This window comes from Streptomyces sp. NBC_01314, from assembly GCF_041435215.1.
In the GTDB taxonomy this organism is placed as follows: domain Bacteria; phylum Actinomycetota; class Actinomycetes; order Streptomycetales; family Streptomycetaceae; genus Streptomyces.
Map to the genome: position 1 here is coordinate 7,301,160 of NZ_CP108394.1, position 23,849 is coordinate 7,325,008.

Here is a 23,849-nt window from a genome sequence, read left to right on the forward strand (position 1 = left end):
CGGGCCCAGGCCCTCGACCTCCTCGGCCGGGCCGCCGAACGGACCGGCCACGACGACCCCGCCCCGTACCGGGAGGAGGCCCGGGAGATCTTCCGGGCACTGGGCATCCCGGTCCGGCGGCACTGACCCGGCCCGCCCGCCGGGGCGCGAGGCCACCCGCCTCACCGGCATTCCTACTCCGGTACCGGCACCGGCTGTCGAGCGGCACGCGGCTGTCGGTACCGGTGGACCTGCCAGGCCGTGTACACCATGAGCGGTACGACGACGGCGGGCACGAGCCACCACGGGAGGCCGAGCCACACGAACGGCAGCCCCACGCCGCAGCAGGCGACGAGCAGCGCGATGAGCAGTGGTTTGCCGTACCCCGCCCAGGTGAAGATCTCGCGGTCACGGGGCCGGGTCAGCCGCATCGCGCCGAGCCAGAACCCCAGGGCCGCCAGCAGGCCCGCGAACGTGCCGATCGCGGCCGTCATCTGGGGTTCGTCGCGGGGCTCCTCGGAGGTGCTCTGCCGGACGCCTTCCCGGCTGAGTGCCGTGATGTCTCCGCGCCAGACGGTTCCGGTGACCCGGTCCCCCGGCCGCAGGCGTTCCAGCAGGGGGTCCGGGCCACCGAATTCCACGGTCCGGTTCCAGAGGGGCGCGCCGGACAACGCCGCCCGGTAACCGCCGCTTCTGCTCCGTGTGTTCCGGGTGCTGTCGACGGTGAAGGAGACCGTACGCAGACAGTCCTCCCACTCCCTCGCCGGGGCGCCGGCGCCGCACGGTTCGGCCGCCCCGTACTCCTCGTAGCGGTTCATGTCCTGGGGCAGCCACACGGCGAACACAAGGACGCAGGCCAGCAACGGGGCCAGGGACAACGTGAGCAGCGTCGCGCCGATTCTCATGGCCACAGCCTCACCCGCCACGACCGGGCAGACAACGAGGTTGTCGGGCAGCCTCGCTCCGCTCTTCGTTGCCGTTTCCCGGCAGTCACCGCTCATGAGGGCGTCCCCTGGAAGGCCGGGTTCAACGGCCTTCCAGGGGACTGGGGGAGGGGAGAATGGTCAGAAGGGGGCCGCCATGGCTACGACGTCACCGTCAGCAAGTCCCGCTGGTCCTGCGGCAGTTCGACCTTGTCGGCGTAGAGGAGCGCGTGCCCCGGGTCGAAGACCAGTGCCACCTCGCCCGCGAGCCCGCCGTTGCCGCTCAGCACCTGCACCACCTGGTCGCCCAGGCGGACGTCGTACTCGTAGCGGGAGCCGACGTAGGAGCTGGTGATGACGTGGGTGTTGAGCCTGTTCACGCCGGCCGGGGTCTCGGCCGAGGCGACGACCTCAAGGCGTTCGGGGCGGACCGCCACCGTCACGGAGTCGCCGGCCGGGACGCGCTGCTCGCTGTCGACCCGTACGACGTCCCCGCTGGAGTCGAGGAGCACGGTGTGCCGGGTGCCGTCCAGGCTCACCACCCTGCCGGTGAGGAAGTTGCAGCGGCCGACGAACGCGGCGACGGCCGGGGCAGCGGGGCGTTCGTAGATCTCGTGCGGCGTGCCGATCTGGATCATGTTGCCGCCCTCCATCACGGCGATCCGGTCGCTGAGCGCCAGGGCCTCGTCCTGGTCGTGGGTGACGTAGACGGTCGTGATGCCCAGCTCCTCCTGGAGCCGCTTCAGCCAGGCACGGGCCTGCTCGCGGAGTTTCGCGTCGAGGTTCGACAGGGGCTCGTCCAGCAGCAGGACCGACGGCGAGTACACCAACGCCCTTGCCAGAGCCACTCGTTGCTGCTGGCCGCCGGAGAGCTGGTGCGGGTACCGGCCGCTGAGCGCGGCCAGACCCACCTTGTCGAGGGCGTCGTGGATCAGCGTCCGCTGCTTGTCCTTGGGCACCTTGCGTATGTTGAGCGGCAGCGCGAGGTTCTTCGCGATGGTCATGTGCGGCCACAGCGCGTACGACTGGAAGACCATGCCGAGGTTGCGCTCCTCGGGCGGCAGGAAGATCCCCGCCCCGGCGTCCACGAACGGTCTCCCGCCCACCGCGATCGAGCCCTCCGTCGGCTGCTCCAGGCCCGCGATGCAGTTCAGCGTCGTCGACTTGCCGCAGCCGCTCGCGCCGAGCAGAGTGAAGAACTCGCCGTCCTTGATGGTGAAGGTGACATCGCGGAGGACGGAGTTGTCGCCGAACGTCTTGGCGAGGTTCTTGACGGTCACCTCAGGCATGGTGCTTTCCCTTCATGAGCAGTCCGGCGAGTGCGACGAAGACCGCGGTGATGCCGATCTGGAGGGTGGCCAGCGCGGCGACGGATCCGGCCCTGCCCTGCGTCCAGAGACTGAGCATGGTGGTGCCGAGGATGTTGTTGTCGGCCGAGCTGAGGAACACGGCCGGGGAGTACTCCTTGAGCATGATCACGAAGGTGAGGACGAGCGCTCCGGCGAACGCCGGTGTGATCAGGGCCCGCAGGACGCGGAAGAAGGTCATCAGCCAGTCGGCGCCGGAGACCCGGGCCGCGTTGTCCAGTTCAGCGCCGATCTGCATGATCGCCGGGGCGACCGAGCCGAACGCGCTGGGCAGGGCCCGCATGCCGAAGGCGATGATGACGGCGTAGATCGTGCCCTGGAGGGCCGAGCCCATCCCGAACGGGGCGAGCGCGAAGGCCCAGAAGAAGCCGATACCGATGATGATGCCGGGGAGGGACTGGGGGATGAGGGCCAGATACTCCACCGCCCGGCCCCACTTGAACGTGGAGCGGCGGGCCACCATCACCGCGAGCACGGCGAGGACACTGACCACCACCGAGCCGACACCGGCCACGACGAGGCTGTTCCACAGCGACTGCACGTAGTTGTCGGAGTCGAAGACGAGCTCGTAGTTCTTCGTCGTGACCGTCCTGAACGGCGACTGCAGCGGCGTGAAGACGAGCGTGAAGGACCGCATCACCAGGCCCGCGATCGGGATCAGGGCGCCGACGATCACGTAGAACCAGATGCAGGCGATGCTCACCCACTTCAGCCAGCCCAGGTCGAGCTTGCGCGGCCGGGTCACCTTGCCGCGCACGGACACGAACCGGGCCGCGTCCTTCAGGAGTTTCGCCTGTACGGCGACCAGGCTGAGGGTGAGCACGAGGATCACCGTGGAGGCGGCGCCCAGCATCGTGTAGTCGGGGTCCACCGACTGAAGTCCGTTGTGGTAGAGGAAAGTTGAGAAGACGTCGATGCTGACCGGCTGGCCGTACAGCAGCGGCACGCTCAGCGTCTCGATGGAGACGGAGAAGACGAGGATCGCCGAGTAGACGATCGGGGGCCGCAGCAGCGGGACGATCACCTGGGCGAGGATGCGGAAGGGGCCGGCGCCGCAGACCTGGGCGGCCGATTCGAGTGACGCGTCCGACTGCCGCAGGGCGTTGGCGCAGAAGACGTACGCGATCGGGGCGAGCGCCACGGCCTCCGTGAGCGCCATGCCGGGGATCGAGTACAGGTTCCACGGCACCCCGCCGAAGACCTGCTGCACCTTGACGCTGACGAACCCGGCCGGGCCGTACATGATGATCCAGCCGAAGCCCAGGATCAGCGACGAGATGAAGAACGGCCACTGCATCGCCAGCGCGACCAGCCGGCCGCCCGGCAGCTTCGTCCGGACCACCACGATCGCCATCGGGATGGCGATCGCCAGGCTGAGGATCGTCGTCAGAGAGGCGAACAGCAGGGTGTTCAGCGCGACTTCACCGAAACCGGCCTTGGTGAAGAGGTCGCTGTACCCGCTGAGGGTGAAGGCCCCGCCCGCCTCGTAGAGCGGGCGGTTGCGGATGCTCTGGTAGAGCGTCGGGACGATCGGGGCCAGCACCAGGACGGCGAGGAACGCCAGGACCGCGTACTGGACGGCCGTGTCCCGCCCGATGCCGAGGGGGCGGCGGTAGCGCGGCGGCCTGAACGTCTCCGTGGGCGACTCGCCGGCGGGTGTGCGCGGCGGCTGGGTGAGGGTTGACATCTGTTCTGACTCCGATCGTCCCGGGCTGCCTACTTGCGGAGTCCGTCGAAGCGCTCCTGCCAGGCGGCGGCGTCGTCCTTCGTGACCGGCTTGTACTCGACGTGGATGATGTTCTCCTCGCCGACCGCGTCGACGACCTCCTGGTAGGTGTGCAGGCCCTCGCCCTTCACGCCCTCGCGGTACGAGGCCAGACCGCCTTCGGCGACCGCGCGCTGGCCCTCGTCCGAGAGGGCGAAGTCCAGGAAGAGCTTCGAGGTCGCCGGGTGCGGCGCCTCGGCGGCGATACCGAGACCGCGCGGCAGGACGACCGTGCCGTCCTTCGGGAAGACGATCTTCACCAGGCCCGCGCTGTCCTCGACGACCGGGTACGCGGGGGAGGCGCTGATCAGGAAGCCGGCCATGTACTCACCGGCGACGATCTTCTCCAGCTGGGTGCCGGACGAGGTCTCCGGGCGGGTCAGCGGAAGAATCTTCTCCAGGTCGGACCAGGACTCCGGGTTGCCCTCGGTGAGCGCCCGCGTGACCGTGAAGCCGAACGAGCCCTCCGGGTCGCGGACCGTCACCTTGTTCTTGTACTTGTCCTCGTCCGAGGTGAGGATCTTCGCGAAGTCCGTCAGCGTGGTCGGCGGGGTCTCCATCAGCGACGTGTTGTACGCGATCGTCATCGGGTCCTGCGATATCGAGTACACGCTCGGCAGCAGCTCCGCGCCGGCGCCCAGTTCCTCCAGCTCCGGCGACTTGTACTCCAGGACCGTGCCCTTGCGGGCCGAGAAGTCGGCCCACGCGGTCGCCGCGCTGGAGATCAGGACGTCCGCCGGGGAGGAGCCGGCCGCGTTCTCGGACAGGGTCTTCTGGAACAGCTCGTCGCTGTCCAGCTCGTTGACGGAGACGGTCTTGACGAAGCCGTACTTCTTCTTGAAGTCCCGGACGATCGGCGCCATGTTCTCGTCGCCGAGGTTCGAGTAGACGGTGAGCTTGCCGCCCTCCTTCTCGGCCGCCGCGATCAGGTCGGCGTAGTCCGCCGGGTAGTAGTCGGGCACCTGGCCCGCCGCGATCTTGTTCTCCGCCACCTTCGGCGCGGCGTCGTCACCACCGCCGCAGGCGCCCAGGGTGCCGAGCGCGAGGGTCGCGGCGAACGCCGCCGCGAGGGGGCGCCGGACGGGACGCCGGTACACGGACGCCGTGCTGGTGACGCTGGTGTGCCCGGTGCCGACGTGGCTGGATCTGGCCATGGTTCTCCTCCTGGCGCGTGCCTTCTGGCAGCTGTTGCCGGGAGGTTAGGCACCCAGGTCAGGCCGGTAAATCCTTCGCCCGTCAGAGCTCGTACTGCTCGTATTGGTCGTTGAGTTAGTGACGCGAGTCACCCTTGGTGAGCAGGGCTGGATGGCCGAGAACGATCACCCTTGAGATGGGCCGTGAGCTGCTGGAGCCGCCCCCACGCCTCCGCGTCCGCGCCGTCCCCGAGCGGGTAGTGCAGCGCCGGACGGGCCGGCGGGCCGAGGTGGACCGCCCGGACCTCGACCGGGGGCCGCCGCGCGCGGTCCAGCCCGACGGTGTGCACGTCGTCCGGGCCGAGCGTGAAGGCCGTGGGCAGCGGCGGCCCCTCCAGGCGGGGTGCGGTCGTCAGGTCGGCGCGCGCCACGCGCACCGAGGTCAGCATGGTCCGCAGCCCGTGCTCCCGGACCAGCGTGTCGGCCAGCGGCTGGATCCGGTCCAGCGGCGGTTCCTCACCGGCCGCGTACCCGACGGTCAGGACCACGTCCTCCTCCACACCCTTCGTCGTACGCGTCACCCGGACCGTCGCCATGGCCGGCCGGTCCGGGGTGCCGACGACGATCAGCTGCGACGGCTCGGGCGCCCGCTCCCGGGCCAGGTCGGTCAACTGCCGTGGCGACCAGGGGAGGTTGACCGGTTCGGCCGTACCCCAGCCCGCAGGTGCCGTCCCCGTCAGCGCCTCCCAGGCCGCCTCCAGGGCGCCGCCCAGCAGCAGCCGCTCGTCGGCCCTGTGCACCGTACGGAGGGCGACGATCAGCTGCCGTCCCGGCGCCTCGTCCGCCGGGCCGTTCGCGGGGCCGTCCGCCGGGCTGCTCGCCGGGCGCGTGAACGCGGCGGCCACGGTCGCCGTTCCGTCCTGCGCGAACGCGGGCGAGAACGCCCCGTTCTGCCAGCGCAGCACCGCCCCCGACAGCCCGTCGTAGTAGCCGCACTCCGGGTCCTGGACCACCCAGCGGTTGGGGACGCGCGCGAGCGTCGTACGGGCGGCGGTGGTCAGGCGTACGCCGGGCGGCGTGACGATCTGCAGGGACCGCCGGGACGCCACGGCCGTCCGCATGATCTCCGCGAGCCAGCTCGTCAGTGCCACCACCGGGCGGTCGACGAGGACGACGGCCGCGTGCTCGGTCACCACGTCCACGGCGGGCTGCCCCGACCCCGCCGACGGTACGGCGGACACGTCCACCACCTTCGTGCTCGCCGCCCCGGGAGGCCAGGTCGAGCCGCCCAGCAGGGCGTTGAGCCGCCCGCACACCACTCCCGCGAGCCGCTCCGCCTCCGGCACCGCCGTGGACGCCCGCGCCTCCGTCCACCAGAACGGGGTCTCCGCACGCTGCCCGAGCAGCCGCTCCGCCTCGCCCGGCACCTGCACCAGCACCGGCGACTCCACGGACACCAGCGGACGCCCGCCCGGGCCGTGCAGCTGGACGACCGCGCCGTCGGCCGCCGCCGACAGGTCCAGGTCGGAGCCGCCGGCGTACAGACTCGTCATGAGGGTCCAGACGTCGGGCATCTTCGGGGTGAGGGCGATGACGTCCTTGGTCACAGCGGGAGTCCTTGAAGGTTCGGTCCTGAGTGTGGTCCTTCGGGGTTTCCGTCGGTCGCCATGGCGGTCTGGATCAGCTGGTGGGCCCGGCCCCGGCGGACCAGCGTGCCCCGCCCGGCCGGCTGCGCCGAGGCGTACAGACCCGGGAAGAGCTGGCCCTCGCTCCGCTCACCGGTCATGAGCAGCGCGGCCGTACCGGTCTCGCGGAGGGTCTGCAGCAGCGGTTCGTAGATCGCCCGGGAGGAGCCCGCCACCCGGCGCGTGATCACGAAGTGCAGCCCGATGTCCTGCGCCGACGACACGTACGGCAGGAACGGCGCCAGCGGCTGCTGCCCGGCGGTGGTGAGGATGTCGTAGTCGTCGACCAGGATCACGATCCGCGGGCCCTCGAACGCGGGCTCGTCGGCCGACGCGTCCGGGTCGGCGCTCTCCGGCATCCGCTTCTCCAGCTCGCTCGCGATGCCCGTCGCGAGGTTCGCCGCGAGCTTCGCGTTGTGCGCGTACCCGCCCCGGTACGGCTCCGGGATCACACCCCGCAGCCCGCGCCGGGGGTCGAAGACACCGAAGACCAGCTCCTCGTCCGAGAAACGGTCCACGAGCTGCTCGGCGACCAGCTTCAGCAGGTTCGTCTTGCCGCACTCGTTGTCGCCCAGGATCAGCAGATGCTGGTCCGAGCCGAAGAGGTCGAGGAGGGCGGGTGCCAGGGCGTCCTGGTCCACCCCGATCGGGACCCGGTTCGGCTCGGCGACCAGCGACGGCAGCCGGTCGGACGGCAGCCGCGTCGGCAACACCCTTACGGGCGCGGCCAGTTCACCGTGCCAGGTGGAGCGGATCGTACGGGCCGCGTTCTCCAGCGCCGGACCGAGGTCACCCGTCGACGGCCGTCCGTCGAGGCGAGGGAGAGCGGCCTGCGCGAACAGCCTGCCGTCGGTCAGGACGCGCCCCGGAGTGTCGGGTGACAGTGTCTCGGAGAGCTTGCGGTCCACGCTCGAATCGCTCGGGTCGTTGAGCCGCAGCTCCACCCGCGTCCCGAACATCGACTGCGTCGCGATCCGTACGTCGTTCCAGCGGAGCATGCCGCCGACGACATGGATGCCGTAGCCGCCGCCGCGTTTGAGCAGATCCACGACCGTGTCGTCCAGCTCGGCGAACTCGTCGCGCAGCGCGCCGAACCCGTCGATGATCAGCACGATGTCGGTGGACCCCAGCTCCCGCAGCCCGCCCTGCTTCCGCAGGTGCCGCAGCTGGTCGACGGAGTCGATCCCGTGCTTCCGGAACAGCTCCTCCCGTTCGACCAGCATCGTCCGCACCTCGGCGACCGTCCGCGCGGCCCGCTCCCGGTCGGCCCGCCCGGCGATCCCGCCGACGTGCGGCAGTCCGGAGAGGGCGGAGAGCCCGCCGCCGACCAGGTCGAGCCCGTAGACGGCGACTTCGGCGGGCGTGTGGGTCGTGGCGAGGGACAGTGCGAGTGTCCGCAGCAGCGTCGTCTTGCCGGACTGGGGGCCGCCGATCACCGCCGCGTGACCGCCCGCGACCGTCAGATCGAGCACCCAGTGCCCCTGCCACTGCTTCGCCGGATCGTCGAGCACCCCGAGCGGCACTCGCAACGGCCCCTCGGCGGCGGCCAGTCGGTACCCCCGCTCGTCCACCCGCACCGGCCCGGCCGCCGCGTCCAGCGTGATCGCGTCCGGCAGCGGCGGCAGCCAGATCCGCCGCACCGGCCGCGCGGCGGAGGCGAGTTGGTCGACCATCACCGACATCACGGTCGGCCCGGTCTCCCGCTTGGTCGCCCGGGGCTCGTCGGCGACCCCGTCCGCGGCGGACACGGGCCCGCTGCCGAGCGTGTTGTACGTCGGATACGTCCAGGCCAGCGGTGTGTCGTCCTCCTGCGCGACCAGCGCGGGACCCCGGTACGCGCCCGACACGTACCCCGCCTTGAACCGCTCGTACGTCGACGTGTCCACCTTCAGATAGCCGAAGCCCGGCAGCGGCGGCAGATGGAACGCGTCGGTCGTGTCGAGCACGGTCCGCGACTCGTCGGCGGAGAAGGTGCGCAGCCCCAGCCGGTACGAGAGGTAGGTGTCGAGCCCCTTGAGCTTGCCGCCCTCGATGCGCTGGCTGGAGAGGAGCAGATGCACGCCGATGGAACGGCCGATGCGCCCGATGGAGAGAAACAGGTCGATGAAGTCCGGCTTGGCGGTGAGGAGTTCACCGAACTCGTCGATCACGACGAAGAGGTGGGGGAGAGGTTCGAGGTCGGGCCGCCGGGTGGCGCGCAGGGCGGCGTAGTGCCCGATGTCGGCCACGTTCCCCGCGTCCTTCAGCACCTGCTGCCGCCGCTTGACCTCGCCCGCGAGACTGGAGTGGACACGCTCGACGAGCCCCGCCTGGTTCTCCAGGTTGGTGATCACGCCCGCCACGTGCGGGAGTTCGGTGAACGGGGCGAAGGTCGCGCCGCCCTTGTAGTCGACCAGGACGAGGGCCAGATCCTCGGGGGAGTGGGTGGCGGCGAGCGCCAGTACGAGGGTGCGCAGCAGCTCGCTCTTGCCCGAACCGGTCGCGCCCACACACAGCCCGTGCGGGCCCATGCCCAGCTCCGAGGACTCCTTGAGGTCGAGGAGAACGGGCTCGTGACGGTCCGTCAAGCCGATGGGTACGCGCAGGAACTCACGCTCACCGCGCGGCGCCCAGAGGTCCACCAGGTTCAGAACGGCCGGGTCGTCGATGCCCAGGAGGCCAGGGAAGTCGACGGGGCCGGTGACCGGGGTGCCCTCGGCGGCCGACTCGGCGGACAGCCGCAGCGGCGCGAGCGACCGGGCGAGGCCTTCGGCACCGGCGGCGGTGACGTGGTCGGAGGTGCCGTGCGCGGCCGGGACGGTGTGGGGCTCCGCGACCACGATGCCCTCCGGAGCACGCAGGTCCTCCACGACGACCTGGTCGCCCCGCACGGTGATCCGCACCGACACCTGATCGGGCTCGTGGACCTGCTCCTCCAGCAGATGCAGCACGGTGACCCCCATGTCGGGCAGCCCGACCGCCGTGTCGGGCCGGGGCAGTTCGGCGGCCGTCTCCCCGTACTCGTCGCTCACGACGAGCATGCGGGACGCCAGCCTCAGCGCCTTGCGGTCGGCGAGCCCCCGGCGCACCTCCGCCGCGTACGACGCGCGCCGGCCCAGCTCGTGCCGGAAGTGCCGGGCCAGCTGCGGCAGGCTCGGCGCGATCCGGCGGGCCGCCACCGGACCGTCGTGCTCCTGCCCGTCCAGCACATGCGGCAGCCACTTGACCCACTCCCAGTCCGCCAGCCGCTCGCCGGGCACCCCGAACGCCACGGCCACGTCGTCCGGCGCGTGCGAGACGGCGACCTGGACGAGGAGCGCGCGGGCCACCCGCAGCACGCCCTCCCGGTCGCCGACCACGCTGACGTTGCCCGCGCGGTCCAACGGCACGGTGATCGGGCAGTCGTTGGCGACGGAATAGCGGGCCAGCAGCGCCCGGGCCTCGTTCAGCATGAACGGATCCGGCGGGGTCAGCACCCCGCCCTGGTTCTGCCCGATGGCCAGATTCGCCACGGGTACGTCACCGGTGCCGACCCGCACCCGCAAAAAGTCCGCGTCCTGCCGCCGTCGCTCCCAGAGCCGGGCGGGGTCGCGCACCAGGTCGTACAGCGCCTCCGGGGGCGGATCGAGCACCCGCGCGAGCTGCCGCCGCTGCCGCTCGTCCGCGCCGAACTCCTCGCGCAGCTCCTCCAGATACTCCAGATACCGCTCCCGCTGCGTACGCCGGGTGCGCTGGGCCTTGCCGCGCTGGGACAGGAAGAGGGCGACCGCGCCGAGCAGCGCGAACACCAGCACGATCGCGCCGAGCGCCGCGAACTGGCTGTTACGGATCACGGTCATCATCACGACCGAGCCCATGACACCCGCCATCGGCAGCAACGCCGTCGCCGCCGTCCCCGCCTTGCCCTCCGGGAGGTTCGGTGGCGGTTCTATCGTCCGGCCCCCGGCGGCCCTGAGCGGCCGGGTGCTCCGCGCGGGCCGATGGACCAACTGCTGGGTCACGGACGGACCCCTTCTCGTATCACTTGGGTGGCTGCCGTGCTCATCGCATCCTCACCGCCCGGGTCATCGCCTCCGCCGCCAGCGTGATCGCCGCCGCACGGGTCTCCTGGCCCAGCAGGGCGGTGCGGATGGGGCCGCCCTGGGCGAGGTGGCGGTCGTAGGGGACGGGGACGACGTGGACGCCGGACTCCTTGAGGTGCGCGACCGCCGTTTTGAGGTCCAGCGTGAGGTCGGGGGAGTTGGCGGTCAGCGCGACGACGGTCGAGGCGAGCGCGGAGTGCGGCAACTGCCCGAGCCAGTCCAGGACCTGGCGGGTGCCGTTGACACCCTCGGCGGTCATGGGCGCGACGACCACACGCGCGTGCGCCGTGTCCATCGCCGTACGGGCCACCTCGCCGGGCAGGGTCTCGCAGTCCACCACCGTCACCGCGAAGTAGCGCCGCAGCGCGAGGGTCACCGTGCGGTACGTACGGATGTCCAGCGGGGCCCCGACCCGGCCCTGGCTCCCGGGCAGCAGCCAGCCGCCGTCGGACACCGGCACCAGGTACCCGGTGACATCGGTGAGTTGCATGGCGGGGTTCAGGATCCGCGCGAGATCGGCCGCCGCCCAGCGCACCGAGTCCGCCCCCATCCGCACCGGCAGGGTGCCCAGGGCCGCGTCCGCCTCCATCGTGAGCACAGGGTCGTGCCGGTAGTGGTTGAACGTCCGCCCCAGCAGCGCGGCCGTCGTCGACTTCCCGACCCCGCCCCGGATCGACGTCACCGCGATCACGCGCCCCGTCGTCACCGGCTGCTGCAACTCCCGCGCGATCCGCGTCTCCTCGGCCACGTCCTGCGCGGCGGAGGACGTGAGCTTCCGGATCGACCGCCCCGTCCGCCGGGCCACCGAGTCCCCGTGCTGCGGCCGCCCGAGCGCGTGCGCGAGCCGAGGGTCGATCGTGGGGACCGAGTCGGGGGCGCGCACGGGGGTCTGCGGCGCACGGGAGCCACGGGGGACGGGGGCGGCCGGGGAAGCCCCGGACCCGGGAGGGGTGTCGCCGGGCTGCCCCGCCCGGTCCCCGTCACCGGGCGCGACCGGCGGCTGCGCGGAGGCCTGGGGGAGCCCCGTGCGGGGGTCCGCGGAGGGGGTGTGCGGCACGGGCGGCCGTATGACGGGCGGCGCGACCGACGGCCGCACGACAGGCTGAACCGGCGGCTGCGTGATGTGTGAGGCCCGCACGGGCGGCTGTGCGGCGGGTGTCGGGCGTGCCGGTGGCTGTGCGGCGGGTGTCGCATGCGCCGGTGGCTGGGGGAGAGACGCCGACCGCGCCGACACGTCCGGGACTGAGGGCACTCCCGGCTGTGCGGCACGTGTCGGCTGTGCGGTGTGCGTCGCATGCGCCGGTGGTTGTGAGACGGGCATCGCCCGCACGGGCGGCTGCCCGGCAGGTGTGCCGTGGGCCGGTGCCGATCGCGGGGAGCGGTCGTCCCAGGCCCCCTTCGCGGACCCCGGAAGCCCCGGCAGCTCGGACGCCTCAGGCCCCGCAGGCGTCTTCGTCGGCTCAGGCACGTCCGCCGACTCGGGCGGGCCCGTCGGCACCGACCGCACCAGCCGCAGCGTCGGCTCGGCCCGCCGGGCGGGTGCCTCCGGCGGCCCGGGAGTGGGATCGTCGCCCCCACCGGCCGGTTCCAGTCGCCCCAGCTCGCGCAGCACGTCCCGCTGCCAGTCCCCTGCCTGCGCCATGTGCGGCCCCCAGCTCCTAAGCGAACGTGTCGAGCAGTCGTCCGTACACGCCGAACACCCCGATGAGCAGCGGGAACAGAGTGATGACGCCAATGGATTCGAGGGTGTCGCCAAAGCGCCGGAGCCGTACGCGTACATGCTCGGCGGGCTGCACGGCGAGCACCAGCAGCGGAAGTACGGCGAGCAGGACGAGGACGGTGAGCGGACCGGCCGCCCCGCCGGAGTGGTCCAGCCAGACCGAGACCAGCCGCACGGCGAGCACGGCCGCCGCACCGAGCAGCACCACGACCTCGGCGACCAGGGGGAACGCCCGCGCACGCAGCGCGAGGACGACCATGGTGACGACGGCCAGCAGCACGGTCCACTTGGTGGGCGCGCGCAGCGCGAACACCCCGGCCGCAGTGGCCGAGACGGCCATCGTGACCGTCGCCAGGGCCAGCCCCCGGTGCGTGGCGGTGAGTGCCGCCGACACCTGGAAGCGGCTCACGGACGTGCCACCGGAACGCCGGTCGTCCAAACCGGAGAGACCCGACGCCATCAGCGCCAGCCGGGGCAGCAGCCCGAGCACGACCACGGAGACCACCGAGAGAACGGCCCCCACCTCGGCCTGCTCCGGCACCGACGGCGACACCGCGTCCGACACGGTCGCGGCGACCCCCAACCAGCACACCGAGGCCCCGGCCAGCGCCCCCGCCCCGACCAGCCCGCCCCGGCCGAGCGGGGTGAACAGCCCGAGCAGGGCGAGCGTGACGACCCCGGCCGTGGCCATGGCCGCGACCCGCGGTGTCCCGGACCAGTTCTGTGCCTGCGCCAACGTCGACGCGCCGAGCAGCCCCAGCGCACCGGCCGTCGCGATCAGCGTCGTCGCCAGGCCCCGCTTCCCGGCCCGCCCCAGCAGCGCACCCGCGAGCGCGGCCACCAGCGCGACGCCGAGCAGCGCGCCGGCGACGACCCCGGGCTCGTACGCGGCCCGTGCGAACACCCCGGCGGCCAGGGCCCAGCCGACCGTGGCGAGCCCGGCGGTGACCCGGCGCGCGGCCGGCCGCCAGCGCCAACCGCGGGCATCGAGATCCTCGGCCGCCTCGTCCGTGACGTCGTGCACCACGGGCGCCGACGGCGCGTCCTCGGCCCGGACGAGTCGCAGTACGGCGCCGTCCGGAACCCCGGCCGACTCCAGCGTGCTGTCGTGGGCCAGCGCGGAACCGTCCGCGGTGACGAGATGCCGCAACTCGGGCTGCCCGCCGACCCGGTCGTCCAGCAGCCGCATGATCTCCGGCAGCAGCAGTCCGACCGGTTCCCGTGACGGCAGCACGAGATCCACCCGCCGCCGCTCACCGACCAGCGTGACCCGGCTGAGCGCCGTCCGCGCTCCGCCCGTTGCCTGTCCCAACGTCCCCGTAGACATCACGCGATCGAACCTATCACCGGGTAGAAGTGCTGGTCGGGGCTGTGGAAACAGCTGTGGAAACAGACGGGGACGGCGTGACCGACGGCTGCACGGAACCTCCGTACGGGCTCTTCCCGATGATGCGGTTCGACACGAAAGACCACCCCACACATCCCGCGCACAACACCGCCGCGATGACGATCCCGGCGAAGATCTTCCCGATCCGTTCGTCCACCGAGCGCCGCTGCCGCTGCGCCCCGAACAGCAGGGCGTCCCGCAGCCGTCGACGCCGCACCGACACCGACTCCAGCAACTGGCTGTCGTAATCCTGCGCTGCCACGGCTACGGGACCCCGATCACTTCTCTGTCAGCCGATCCGCACGCTGTCGCCCGATCCGCTCCGTCAACCGATCTGGTCGACCGCCGCGCGGGCCTTGGCCAGCGTGGACTGGGCGGTGCCGTCGTTCTGTTCGAGCGTGGTGCGCACCAGACGGATGATCTCGCGGACCTCGGCCGCGGCCTTCTTCCAGCGCTCTTCCTTGCCGTGGTAGTCGTCCGAGACACCGTCGGCCTGGAACTCGGTCATCGCGGCCTTGACGGCGGCGTCGCGGTCGGTGAGCACCCGCTCCAGCTGCCCCACGATCGTGCCGAGCGCGGTCTGCACCTCGCCCGAAGCCCCGGTGTCGTACGAACGGCGGTCCTGATTCTGCGCCATGTGGATGTCCCCCTACTGATGCTCTTGGTGGCTTATCGGGCGCCGAAGCGGGCCGCGTCGAAGTTGGCCAGGCCCATGTTCTGGTTGGCGTTGTCCTGGGACTCCACGTCACCCGTGCCGAACGCGTCGTCCATGCCCGACTGACCGCCCAGGATCGCGGCGAGCGAGCCGTTCAGATCGGCCGTGATCTCGTCCGCGCGGTTCTTGAACGAGTCGAACGCCAGCTTGCCCGCGCCGTTGAACTTGCCCTCCAGCGGTTCCGCCGCGCTGATCAGCAGCTGGATCAGCGTCCCGAGGTCGTCGCTCGATCCGAGCGTGCTCTTGCCGAGGTCCGCCAGGGTCGTCGACCCCATGTCGAACTTCACGTCGTGTCCACCCCCGTGTGTCCGGTTCACCTACGTCCCGAACATGCTCTCCCACAACGCGTTGCACCCGCAACGCACTTGCCCGTGAAGTGACACCATCGGGACATAATTCGAACAGCCTCGTGTCGCGGTCACCGCCTACCGCCGCGGACCGGGCCCACCCGAGCGCCCTGACCGACCGCCCCCGATCAGCCCCGACCGCCCCGGCATTGGCATACCAAAGATTTCTCAAGACACCGTGCAACCCTCCCCGCACTCCGGGTGTCGTATGTGGCATCAGGACTTCCGGAGGGGGATCCGGGGGGATCGCGGGGGTTCTGGTACGGGAGGGGAAAGCCGAGGGGCCCGGTCCAATGGACGGGGCCCCTCGAAGTATTCGCCCGCGAGACGTGCTCACCCGCTCGCGAAACGTGTTCACACGCTCAGAAGAACACCCCACACCGCAACAGCACATTCGCGTACGGCCGCGCCTCCCCGGTCCGTACGATCAGCCGCGCGCCCGCCGAGAGCTCCTTCAGCTTCTCGTGGGAGACGAGTTCCAGGTCGGGGAAGCGGTTTTCCAGCAGTGCCGTCGCCTCCGGGTTCGCGTCCCGGACCTCGCGCGCGGCGGTCGCGCCCTCGACCACGATCTCGTCGAGCAGCCCGTCCAGCACCTCGGCGAAGGACGGCACCCCGGCCCGGAACGCCAGGTCCACCAGGCGCGGCCCCGCCGGCACCGGCATCCCCGCGTCGCACACCAGCACCCTGTGCCCGTGCCCCAACTCGGCCAGAGCGCCCGCCAGATGACGGTTGAGTATCCCGGCCCGCTTCACAGCGCAGCGACCTCCGCGGCTGTCGGGAACGACACCTGCGCCCCGGCCTTCGTGACGGCGGCCGCCCCCACCCGGGCCGCGTACGCGGCGGCCTCGGCCGCCTCCGCGCCCGCGCCCAGCCGCCACGCCAGCGCCGCGGTGAACGCGTCCCCGGCCCCCGTGGTGTCCACGGCGTCCACCCGCACGGCCGGCACCCGCGCACTGCCCTCGGCGTCCGCGACCAGCGCGCCCTCCGCGCCCAGCGTGACGACCACCGAACGCGGCCCCAGCGCCAGCAGCGCCCGCGCCCAGTCCTCCGGCGAACCCGCCAGCTCACCGCCGACGATGACCTGCGCCTCGTGCTCGTTGACGATCAGCGGATCACAGGCGGCCAGCACCTCGGCGGGCAACTCCCGCGGTGGCGACGGGTTCAGCACGAAACGCGTCCCCTGCGGCAGCCGCCGCACCACCTCCACCACCGTCTCCAACGGGATCTCCAACTGCGCTGAGACCACCCGCGAGGCCCGCAGCAGCGCGTCCGCCGCCCGCACGTCCTCGGGGGTCAGCTTCCCGTTGGCGCCCGGCGACACCACGATGCTGTTGTCGCCCGACGGGTCCACCGTGATCAGCGCGACGCCGGTGGGCGCCCCGCCGACCAGAACCCCGGCCGTGTCGACCCCGGCCGCGCGCTGCGAGTCGAGGAGCAGCCGCCCATGCCCGTCGTCACCGACCCGCGCCAGCAGCGCCGTTCGCGCCCCGAGTCGGGCCGCCGCCACTGCCTGGTTGGCTCCCTTGCCGCCCGGGTGCACGGCCAGATCCGAGCCGAGCACGGTCTCACCGGCCCCCGGCCGCCGCTCGACACCGATCACCAGATCGGCATTGGCCGATCCCACGACCAGGAGGTCGTAGTCGTACATGTCCATCTCCCTGTACAGGTGGATTGGGGCCGCCCGACGGCCGGTCGCGCCGACGGACGGAACGATCGAAGCACTCGGCAGAACCGAAGCGCTCAGGTCTTGCGTAGGCCTTCGATGCGCAGCAACTCGTCCGGGTCGCTCACGACGTGCTCCTGTTCGTTACGGGTGACTCCGCCGGGAACGCGGCGGGCGAATCGTCGGTGGATTCGCCGCACGAGAGGCGTACGACGAGACGGGCGGGGAGGGTGACGGACCGCGTGGGCCGCCCCTCGATGCGGTCGACCAGGGCGCGTACGGCGGCCCGCCCCAGCTCGCCCGTCGGCTGGGCGACCGCCGTGATCGGCGGATCGGTGTGCACGAACCAGGGGATGTCGTCGAACGCGGCGAGGCCGATGTCCTCCGGAACCCGCAAACCCCGCGCGCGGACGGCGTCGAGCGCGCCCAGCGCCATCAGGTTGTCGGTGGCGAAGACGATCTCGGGCGGCTCGGGCAGATCGAGGAACCCCTCGGTCACCCGCCGCCCGCTCTCGGCCTGGAAGTCGCCCTGCCCTATGTAGGCGTCCGGCAACGGCAGCCCGTGCTCGGCGAGGGCCTCCCGGAACGCCTCGACACGCTCCCGACCGGTCGTGGTCGCGGCCGGACCGGCGATGATCGCGAGCCGCCGTCGCCCGAGCCCGTGCAGATGCGCGACGAGGTCCCGCACGGCCGCCCGTCCGTCGGAGCGCACCACCGGCACGTCCACACCCGGGATCCACCGGTCCACGAACACCATCGGCGTCCCGGCCCGCACGGCGTCCAGCATCAGCGGCGAACCGCCGTCGGTCGGCGACACGAGCAGCCCGTCGATCCGCCGGTCCAGCAGATTCCGTACGTGATGATCCTGCAGCTCGGGCCGCTCGTCGGCGTTCCCGATGATCACGCTGTACCCGAGCGCCCGCGCCTCCTCCTCCACGGACCGTGCCAGCTCCGTGAAGTAGGGGTTCATGACATCGCTGATGACCAGCCCGAGGGTATGGGTCTGATCCGTGCGCAGGGAGCGGGCGAGGGCGTTGGGGCGGTAGCCCAGCGCGGCCACGGCGGCCGTCACCCGCGCACGCGCGTCCTCGCTGACCGACGGATGGTCGTTCAGAACCCGCGACACCGTGGCGACGGACACCCCCGCCTCGGCCGCGACGTCCTTGATACCCGCCATCGCCGCTCCACCTCCTCGTGGAATCGATTACACGAGGAGGATTGGAATCGATTACACGGCTTGGAGCAAGAGGTCGGCAGTGGCTGAAATCCAATCGTGACCGAGGCTCGTGAGGCGACTCGGTCCAGGGGATCCCGCGAGCCGCGATGAGTTCGGCGGCGTCCGGCGGTCATAGTGGCGAACCCGTCACCGAGGAGGACTTCCGATGCGCAGCGTGACCTATTCGATGAGCGTCTCACTCGACGGCTACATCGTCGGACCGGACGGCGGCTTCGACTGGACGGCCCCCGACCCGGAGGTCTTCCGCTTCTGGATCGACCAGATCCGTGGGGTCGACGTCCACCTGCTGGGGCGACGGCTGTACGAGACGATGCTGTACTGGGAGACGGCCGAACAGGACGCGACGCTCGACGACGCGGAGCGCGAGTGGACGGCACTCTGGAATCCGCTCCCCAAGGTGGTGTTCTCCACCACGCTGTCGGCGGTGCGGGGCAACGCTCGTCTGGCCTCGGGTGGCCTGGCGGAGGAGATCGAGCGGTTGCGGGCCGAGCCGGGAGAGGGCGAGATCGCGATCGGCGGCGCGACTCTCGCCGTGGAGGCGGCCGAGGCGGGCCTGATCGACGAGTACCAGGTCATGGTCTACCCGGTGCTGGTCGGCGGCGGCATCCCATTCTTCTCCCGGGACGAGCGCCGGGTGGACCTCGAACTCGTGGAGACCCGCACCTTCGGCTCACGCTTCGTCCACCTGCGCTACCGGGTGACGCGGTAGCGGCCCGGTCTGCCGGGGCCGTCCCCGGTCCTACGCCGCCGCCAGCTCGCACCACACGTACTTGCCCCGCTCGCCGAACCTGGCCGAGGGCATCCACCCCCAGTACGGCGTGCAGGCCACGACGAGCCCGAGCCCCCGCCCGTCCTCCTGCTCACCCACCCCGTCCAACGGCTGAGGCGGCGGGGGCGGTTCGCTGTGAGGCGCCCCATGTACATCTGGCGGAAGTCGTCCTACTCGGGCCCGGACGACGCCAACGCCTGCGTGGAAATAGCCACCACCCCCACCCACATAGCCATCCGCGACTCCAAGACCCCCACCACCCGCACCCTTACCTTGTCCACCTCCGCCTTCGCCCCCTTCCTCGAAGCGCTCAAGAGGCCCTCCGGGGGGTGAACGCCGCTCAGAGAGGGAAGTCGGGGGTGACGTCGACGTGGACTCGTACGAGTGAACGCCTCCGCGTTCGCCGCCTTTCGGCCACTCCGCCTGTGTTTAGTGAATGCTAAACTCGCGAAAGGGTCGAAGAAGGTGGAAGAGCAGTGGGACGTCTACCTGACGCACGAGGTGGATCAGTGGCTGCACGATCTGGAGAAGTCCGACGCCGACTCGTACGTGCTCGTGAACCAGGCGATCTGGATTCTCGCCTGCCATGGACCTGCCGAGGGGCGTCCATTGGTGGACCGGATCAAGGGATCGGCGCTGCACAACCTCAAGGAGTTGCGTCCGGGGTCCTCCGGCCGGAGCGAGGTGCGTGTCCTGTTCGTGTTCGACCCGTGGCGCTCCGCGATCCTGCTGGTGGCCGGAGACAAGGCCGGAAACTGGAAGGCCTGGTACGACGAGGCCATTCCGCTGGCCGAGCGCCGGTATGCCGAGTACGTCGCTGATCGGAAGAAGGAGTCGGGGAAGTGAGCGGACACGTCACATGGTCGGCGAGCGGACATCGTGAGCGGGCGGAGGAACTGGCCGGCGGCCGGGACGCGTTCGTCGAAGGCACCCGAAGCATGCTCGCCGAGGCTCGTGCCTGGCGGTTGGCCGACATGCGCCAGGAACGCGGGATCACCCAGGCCCAGGTGGCCGAGCGTATGGGCGTGACCAAGGGAAGGGTCTCGCAGATCGAGAGCGGCCAGGTCTCCGGAACGGATGTCGTGGCGAGGTACGTCGAGGCTCTGGGCGGAAATCTCGTCATGGTGGCGGTCTTCGGCGACGGTGAACTGCGCAAGGTCGGTTAGGCGCCGACGGTTCCCGCCAGGTACTCCCGAGGCTTCGGCCCCGCTCCGCCCACCCCGGCCGTCAGACCCTGACGGTACCGTCGGATCATGGCTCAACAGGCGGGGAACCCCCCGGGCGAACGACAGCTCGCCGTACTCGAAGGCGTGCTCGAACGCATCACGTACGCCAACGAGGACAACGGCTACACCGTCGCGCGCGTGGACACCGGCAGGGGCGGCGGCGACCTCCTCACCGTCGTCGGCGCCCTCCTCGGCGCCCAGGCCGGCGAGTCCCTGCGCATGGAGGGCCGCTGGGGCTCGCACCCGCAGTACGGGAAACAGTTCACGGTCGAGAACTACACGACAGTCCTCCCGGCCACTATTCAGGGCATCCGCCGCTACCTCGGCTCAGGCCTGGTCAAGGGCATCGGCCCGGTCTTCGCCGACCGCATCACCCAGCACTTCGGCCTGGACACCCTCCAGATCATCGAGGAGGAGCCCAAGCGCCTCATCGAGGTCCCCGGCCTCGGCCCCAAGCGCACCAAGAAGATCACCGAAGCCTGGGAGGAACAGAAGGCGATCAAGGAGGTCATGCTCTTCCTCCAGACGGTGGAGGTGTCCACGTCCATCGCCGTGCGCATCTACAAGAAGTACGGCGACGCCTCGATCGGAGTCGTGAAGAACCAGCCGTACCGCCTCGCCTCCGACGTCTGGGGCATCGGCTTCCTCACCGCCGACCGGATCGCCCAGTCCGTCGGCATCCCCCACGACAGTCCGGAGCGCGTCAAGGCGGGCCTGCAGTACGCCCTTTCGCAGGCCACCGACCAGGGCAACTGCTATCTGCCGGAGGAGCGGCTGATCGCCGACGCGGTCAAGCTCCTCCAGGTCGACACGGGCCTGGTCATCGAATGCCTGGCCGAACTCGCCCTGCCGGACGAGGACTCCGGCGACCCCGGTGTCGTACGGGAGAAGGTCCCCGGCCAGAACGGCGAGCACGACGACCCGGTCACCGCGATCTACCTGGTCCCCTTCCACCGCGCCGAACTCTCCCTCTCCGCCCAGCTGCTGCGTCTCCTGCGCACGGGCGAGGACCGTATGCCCGGCTTCCACGACGTGGCCTGGGACAAGGCGCTGTCCTGGCTGAGGGGGCGTACGGGGGCGGAGCTGGCCCCCGAGCAGGAGGCGGCCGTACGCCTCGCGCTGACCGAGAAGGTGGCCGTCCTGACCGGTGGCCCCGGCTGCGGCAAGTCCTTCACCGTCCGCTCGATCGTCGAACTGGCCCGTGCCAAGAAGGCGAAGGTCCTGCTGGCCGCCCCCACCGGCCGCGCCGCCAAGCGCCTCGCCGAGCTGACCGGCGCCGACGCCTCCACCGTCCACCGCCTGCTGGAGCTGAAGCCCGGCGGCGACGCGGCCTACGACAAGGACCGCCCCCTGGACGCCGACCTGGTGGTCGTCGACGAGGCCTCCATGCTGGACCTGCTGCTGGCCAACAAGCTGGTGAAGGCGGTGCCGCCGGGGGCGCATCTGCTCTTCGTGGGCGACGTCGACCAACTCCCCAGCGTCGGGGCCGGCGAGGTCCTCCGCGACCTCCTGGCCGACGGCAGCCCGATCCCTGCCGTCCGGCTGACCAAGGTCTTCCGACAGGCCCAGCAGTCCGGGGTGGTGTCCAACGCGCACCGGATCAACTCCGGACAGCATCCGGTCACCGACGGCATGAAGGACTTCTTCCTCTTCGTCGAGGACGACACGGAGGAGGCCGGGCGGCTGACGGTGGACGTGGCGGCCCGGCGCATCCCGGCCAGGTTCGGGCTCGACCCGCGCCGGGACGTGCAGGTGCTGGCACCCATGCACCGGGGCCCGGCGGGCGCCGGCAACCTCAACGGGCTGCTCCAGCAGGCCATCACCCCGGCCCGCCCCGACCTGCCCGAGAAGCGGTTCGGCGGCCGGGTCTTCCGCATCGGCGACAAGGTCACCCAGATTCGCAACAACTACGAGAAGGGCGAGAACGGCGTCTTCAACGGCACCGTGGGCGTCGTCACCGCGCTGGACCCGGTCGACCAGCGGCTGACGGTCCTGACGGACGAGGACGAGGAGGTGCCGTACGAGTTCGACGAACTGGACGAGCTGGCGCACGCCTACGCGGTGACGATCCACCGGTCCCAGGGCAGCGAGTATCCGGCCGTGGTGATCCCGGTCACCACCGGAGCCTGGATGATGCTCCAGCGCAACCTCCTCTACACGGCGGTGACCAGGGCGAAGAAGCTGGTCGTCCTCGTCGGCTCCCGCCGGGCGATAGGACAGGCGGTCCGCACCGTCTCCGCCGGCCGGCGGTGCACGGCCCTCGACTTCCGGCTCGCACCACGGGTTTTGTAGCCGTGGGCGCTCTTCGGGGGAACCTCTCGTGCCGTTCGTGTGACCCGTGAGTGAAATTTGATCGATCAAACGAGTCGTAAAGGTCACACAGCCCTTCCAGATGTCGGACGGAGGGGGCAGGATGAGCAAGTTGGCGGCACTCAGTGCCGCCGATGGGCCCGATGGTCGACCCCGAGTGCACTCTCCTGAGCCAATTGGGGGATGGTAGAGACAGTCAGGGCACCTCAAGGATGAGGCACTACGTCGGTGAGGGATGACGTGAGCGACAACTCTGTAGTACTGCGGTACGGCGACGGCGAGTACACCTACCCGGTGATCGACAGCACCGTCGGCGACAAGGGCTTCGACATCGGGAAGCTCCGGGCCCAGACCGGTCTGGTCACCCTGGACAGCGGCTACGGCAACACCGCTGCCTATAAATCCGCCGTCACCTATCTCGACGGCGAGAACGGCATCCTGCGGTACCGCGGCTATCCGATCGAGCAGCTGGCCGAGCGCTCCACCTTCCTTGAGGTGGCGTACCTGCTGATCAACGGCGAGCTTCCCACCGTCGACGAGCTCGCTGTTTTCCAGGGCGAGATCACGCAGCACACGCTGCTGCACGAGGACGTCAAGAACTTCTACCGGGGCTTCCCGCGTGACGCCCACCCGATGGCGATGCTGTCCTCCGTGGTCAGCGCCCTGTCGACGTTCTACCAGGACAGCCACAACCCGTTCGACGAGCGGCAGCGCAACCTCTCCACGATCCGACTGCTCGCCAAGCTGCCGACCATCGCGGCGTACGCGTACAAGAAGTCGATCGGTCACCCGTTCGTCTACCCGCGCAACGACCTCGGTTACGTCGAGAACTTCCTGCGCATGACCTTCTCGGTCCCGGCCCAGGAGTACGACCTCGACCCGGTCGTCGTCTCCGCGCTGGACAAGCTGCTCATCCTGCACGCGGACCACGAGCAGAACTGTTCGACGTCCACGGTGCGTCTGGTCGGCTCCTCGCAGGCGAACATGTTCGCCTCGATCTCCGCCGGCATCTCCGCGCTCTGGGGCCCGCTGCATGGCGGCGCCAACCAGTCCGTCCTGGAGATGCTGGAGGGCATCAAGCAGAACGGCGGCGACGTCGACTCCTTCATCCGCAAGGTGAAGAACAAGGAGGACGGCGTCCGCCTGATGGGCTTCGGCCACCGGGTGTACAAGTCCTTCGACCCGCGCGCCAAGATCATCAAGGCTGCCGCGCACGACGTCCTCTCGGCGCTCGGCAAGTCCGACGAGCTGCTGGACATCGCGCTGAAGCTGGAGGAGCACGCGCTCTCCGACGAGTACTTCGTCTCGCGCAACCTCTACCCGAACGTGGACTTCTACACGGGTCTGATCTACCGCGCCATGGGCTTCCCGACCGAGATGTTCACGGTCCTCTTCGCCCTTGGTCGCCTCCCGGGCTGGATCGCCCAGTGGCACGAGATGATCAAGGAGCCCGGCTCCCGCATCGGCCGCCCGCGCCAGATCTACACGGGCGTCGTCGAGCGCGACTTCGTCCCGGTCGAGGCCCGCTGAGCACGTGCTGAGCACTGCCCGCTGAGCACGTG

20 protein-coding genes and 1 pseudogene are annotated in these 23,849 nt (G+C 70.8%); 6 read left to right on the plus strand and 15 right to left on the minus strand.

From position 1 onward, the window contains the following. Nucleotides 1–173 precede the first annotated feature (173 nt). The 14 genes from OG622_RS32260 to OG622_RS32325 all read right to left on the minus strand — a co-directional run bounded on the left by OG622_RS32260 (nucleotide 174) and on the right by OG622_RS32325 (nucleotide 17,922). Nucleotides 174–884 (minus strand): hypothetical protein, encoded by a 711-nt coding sequence (locus tag OG622_RS32260; protein ID WP_371580136.1) that lies wholly within the window; start codon nucleotides 882–884, stop codon nucleotides 174–176. Nucleotides 885–1,063: 179 nt separating this feature from the next. After that, nucleotides 1,064–2,191, minus strand: coding sequence for an ABC transporter ATP-binding protein (locus OG622_RS32265; RefSeq protein ID WP_371580137.1), 1,128 nt, complete (start codon nucleotides 2,189–2,191; stop codon nucleotides 1,064–1,066). Continuing rightward, the gene (locus OG622_RS32270) at nucleotides 2,184–3,956 is read right to left on the minus strand and encodes an ABC transporter permease (RefSeq protein ID WP_371580138.1); all 1,773 of its coding nucleotides are present in this window, start codon (nucleotides 3,954–3,956) and stop codon (nucleotides 2,184–2,186) included. The genes OG622_RS32265 and OG622_RS32270 overlap by 8 nt, the downstream gene beginning before the upstream one ends. A gap of 29 nt (nucleotides 3,957–3,985) precedes the next feature. Then, nucleotides 3,986–5,188, minus strand: coding sequence for an ABC transporter substrate-binding protein (locus OG622_RS32275; protein WP_371580139.1), 1,203 nt, complete (start codon nucleotides 5,186–5,188; stop codon nucleotides 3,986–3,988). A 128-nt stretch (nucleotides 5,189–5,316) separates the two neighbouring features. Then, complete coding sequence (locus OG622_RS32280) at nucleotides 5,317–6,774, minus strand: DUF6177 family protein (protein ID WP_371580140.1); 1,458 nt, start codon at nucleotides 6,772–6,774, stop codon at nucleotides 5,317–5,319. Beyond that, the gene (gene eccCa / locus OG622_RS32285; protein WP_371580141.1) at nucleotides 6,771–10,832 is read right to left on the minus strand and encodes a type VII secretion protein EccCa; all 4,062 of its coding nucleotides are present in this window, start codon (nucleotides 10,830–10,832) and stop codon (nucleotides 6,771–6,773) included. Before eccCa ends, OG622_RS32280 begins: the two co-directional genes overlap by 4 nt. A gap of 40 nt (nucleotides 10,833–10,872) precedes the next feature. Further along, nucleotides 10,873–11,970: a type VII secretion protein gene (locus OG622_RS32290; RefSeq protein ID WP_371580142.1), complete on the minus strand. Its 1,098-nt coding sequence runs from the start codon at nucleotides 11,968–11,970 to the stop codon at nucleotides 10,873–10,875. 601 nt (nucleotides 11,971–12,571) lie between these two features. Then, complete coding sequence (gene eccD / locus OG622_RS32295) at nucleotides 12,572–13,960, minus strand: type VII secretion integral membrane protein EccD (RefSeq protein ID WP_371580143.1); 1,389 nt, start codon at nucleotides 13,958–13,960, stop codon at nucleotides 12,572–12,574. A gap of 16 nt (nucleotides 13,961–13,976) precedes the next feature. After that, nucleotides 13,977–14,282, minus strand: coding sequence for a hypothetical protein (locus tag OG622_RS32300; protein ID WP_078935760.1), 306 nt, complete (start codon nucleotides 14,280–14,282; stop codon nucleotides 13,977–13,979). Nucleotides 14,283–14,345: 63 nt separating this feature from the next. Beyond that, nucleotides 14,346–14,657: a pore-forming ESAT-6 family protein gene (locus OG622_RS32305; RefSeq protein ID WP_371580144.1), complete on the minus strand. Its 312-nt coding sequence runs from the start codon at nucleotides 14,655–14,657 to the stop codon at nucleotides 14,346–14,348. 32 nt (nucleotides 14,658–14,689) lie between these two features. Further along, complete coding sequence (locus OG622_RS32310; protein WP_371580145.1) at nucleotides 14,690–15,022, minus strand: hypothetical protein; 333 nt, start codon at nucleotides 15,020–15,022, stop codon at nucleotides 14,690–14,692. A 422-nt stretch (nucleotides 15,023–15,444) separates the two neighbouring features. After that, a complete protein-coding gene (gene rbsD, locus OG622_RS32315) occupies nucleotides 15,445–15,834 on the minus strand; it encodes a D-ribose pyranase (protein ID WP_371580146.1) in 390 nt (129 codons plus the stop codon). After that, on the minus strand, nucleotides 15,831–16,730 hold the full coding sequence (locus OG622_RS32320) for a ribokinase (protein ID WP_371580147.1): 900 nt from the start codon (nucleotides 16,728–16,730) through the stop codon (nucleotides 15,831–15,833). Before OG622_RS32320 ends, rbsD begins: the two co-directional genes overlap by 4 nt. A gap of 139 nt (nucleotides 16,731–16,869) precedes the next feature. Next, nucleotides 16,870–17,922 carry a LacI family DNA-binding transcriptional regulator gene (locus OG622_RS32325; RefSeq protein ID WP_371580149.1) on the minus strand — a complete coding sequence of 351 codons (1,053 nt, stop codon included), beginning with the start codon at nucleotides 17,920–17,922 and terminating at the stop codon, nucleotides 16,870–16,872. A gap of 205 nt (nucleotides 17,923–18,127) precedes the next feature. On the opposite strand from OG622_RS32325, the gene OG622_RS32330 reads away from it, so the two are divergent. After that, a complete protein-coding gene (locus tag OG622_RS32330; protein WP_371580150.1) occupies nucleotides 18,128–18,691 on the plus strand; it encodes a dihydrofolate reductase family protein in 564 nt (187 codons plus the stop codon). A gap of 30 nt (nucleotides 18,692–18,721) precedes the next feature. Here the strand turns inward: OG622_RS32330 and OG622_RS32335 are convergent. Further along, a pseudogene (locus tag OG622_RS32335) lies at nucleotides 18,722–18,883 on the minus strand (ATP-binding protein); the annotation flags it as partial. A 15-nt stretch (nucleotides 18,884–18,898) separates the two neighbouring features. On the opposite strand from OG622_RS32335, the gene OG622_RS32340 reads away from it, so the two are divergent. The 5 genes from OG622_RS32340 (at nucleotide 18,899) to OG622_RS32360 (ending at nucleotide 23,817) form a co-directional block, all read left to right on the plus strand. Next, on the plus strand, nucleotides 18,899–19,084 hold the full coding sequence (locus tag OG622_RS32340; RefSeq protein ID WP_371580151.1) for a DUF397 domain-containing protein: 186 nt from the start codon (nucleotides 18,899–18,901) through the stop codon (nucleotides 19,082–19,084). A gap of 132 nt (nucleotides 19,085–19,216) precedes the next feature. After that, entirely contained in the window at nucleotides 19,217–19,597 is a 381-nt protein-coding gene (locus OG622_RS32345) for a type II toxin-antitoxin system RelE/ParE family toxin (RefSeq protein ID WP_371580152.1), read from the plus strand. Further along, nucleotides 19,594–19,917, plus strand: a complete 324-nt coding sequence (locus OG622_RS32350) for a helix-turn-helix domain-containing protein (protein WP_371580153.1) — start codon at nucleotides 19,594–19,596, stop codon at nucleotides 19,915–19,917. Before OG622_RS32345 ends, OG622_RS32350 begins: the two co-directional genes overlap by 4 nt. Before the next feature lie 87 nt (nucleotides 19,918–20,004). Further along, a complete protein-coding gene (locus tag OG622_RS32355) occupies nucleotides 20,005–22,269 on the plus strand; it encodes an ATP-dependent RecD-like DNA helicase (RefSeq protein WP_371580154.1) in 2,265 nt (754 codons plus the stop codon). Between the two features lie 258 nt (nucleotides 22,270–22,527). Further along, nucleotides 22,528–23,817: a citrate synthase gene (locus tag OG622_RS32360; protein ID WP_371580155.1), complete on the plus strand. Its 1,290-nt coding sequence runs from the start codon at nucleotides 22,528–22,530 to the stop codon at nucleotides 23,815–23,817. The last annotated feature ends 32 nt before the right edge of the window (nucleotides 23,818–23,849 follow it).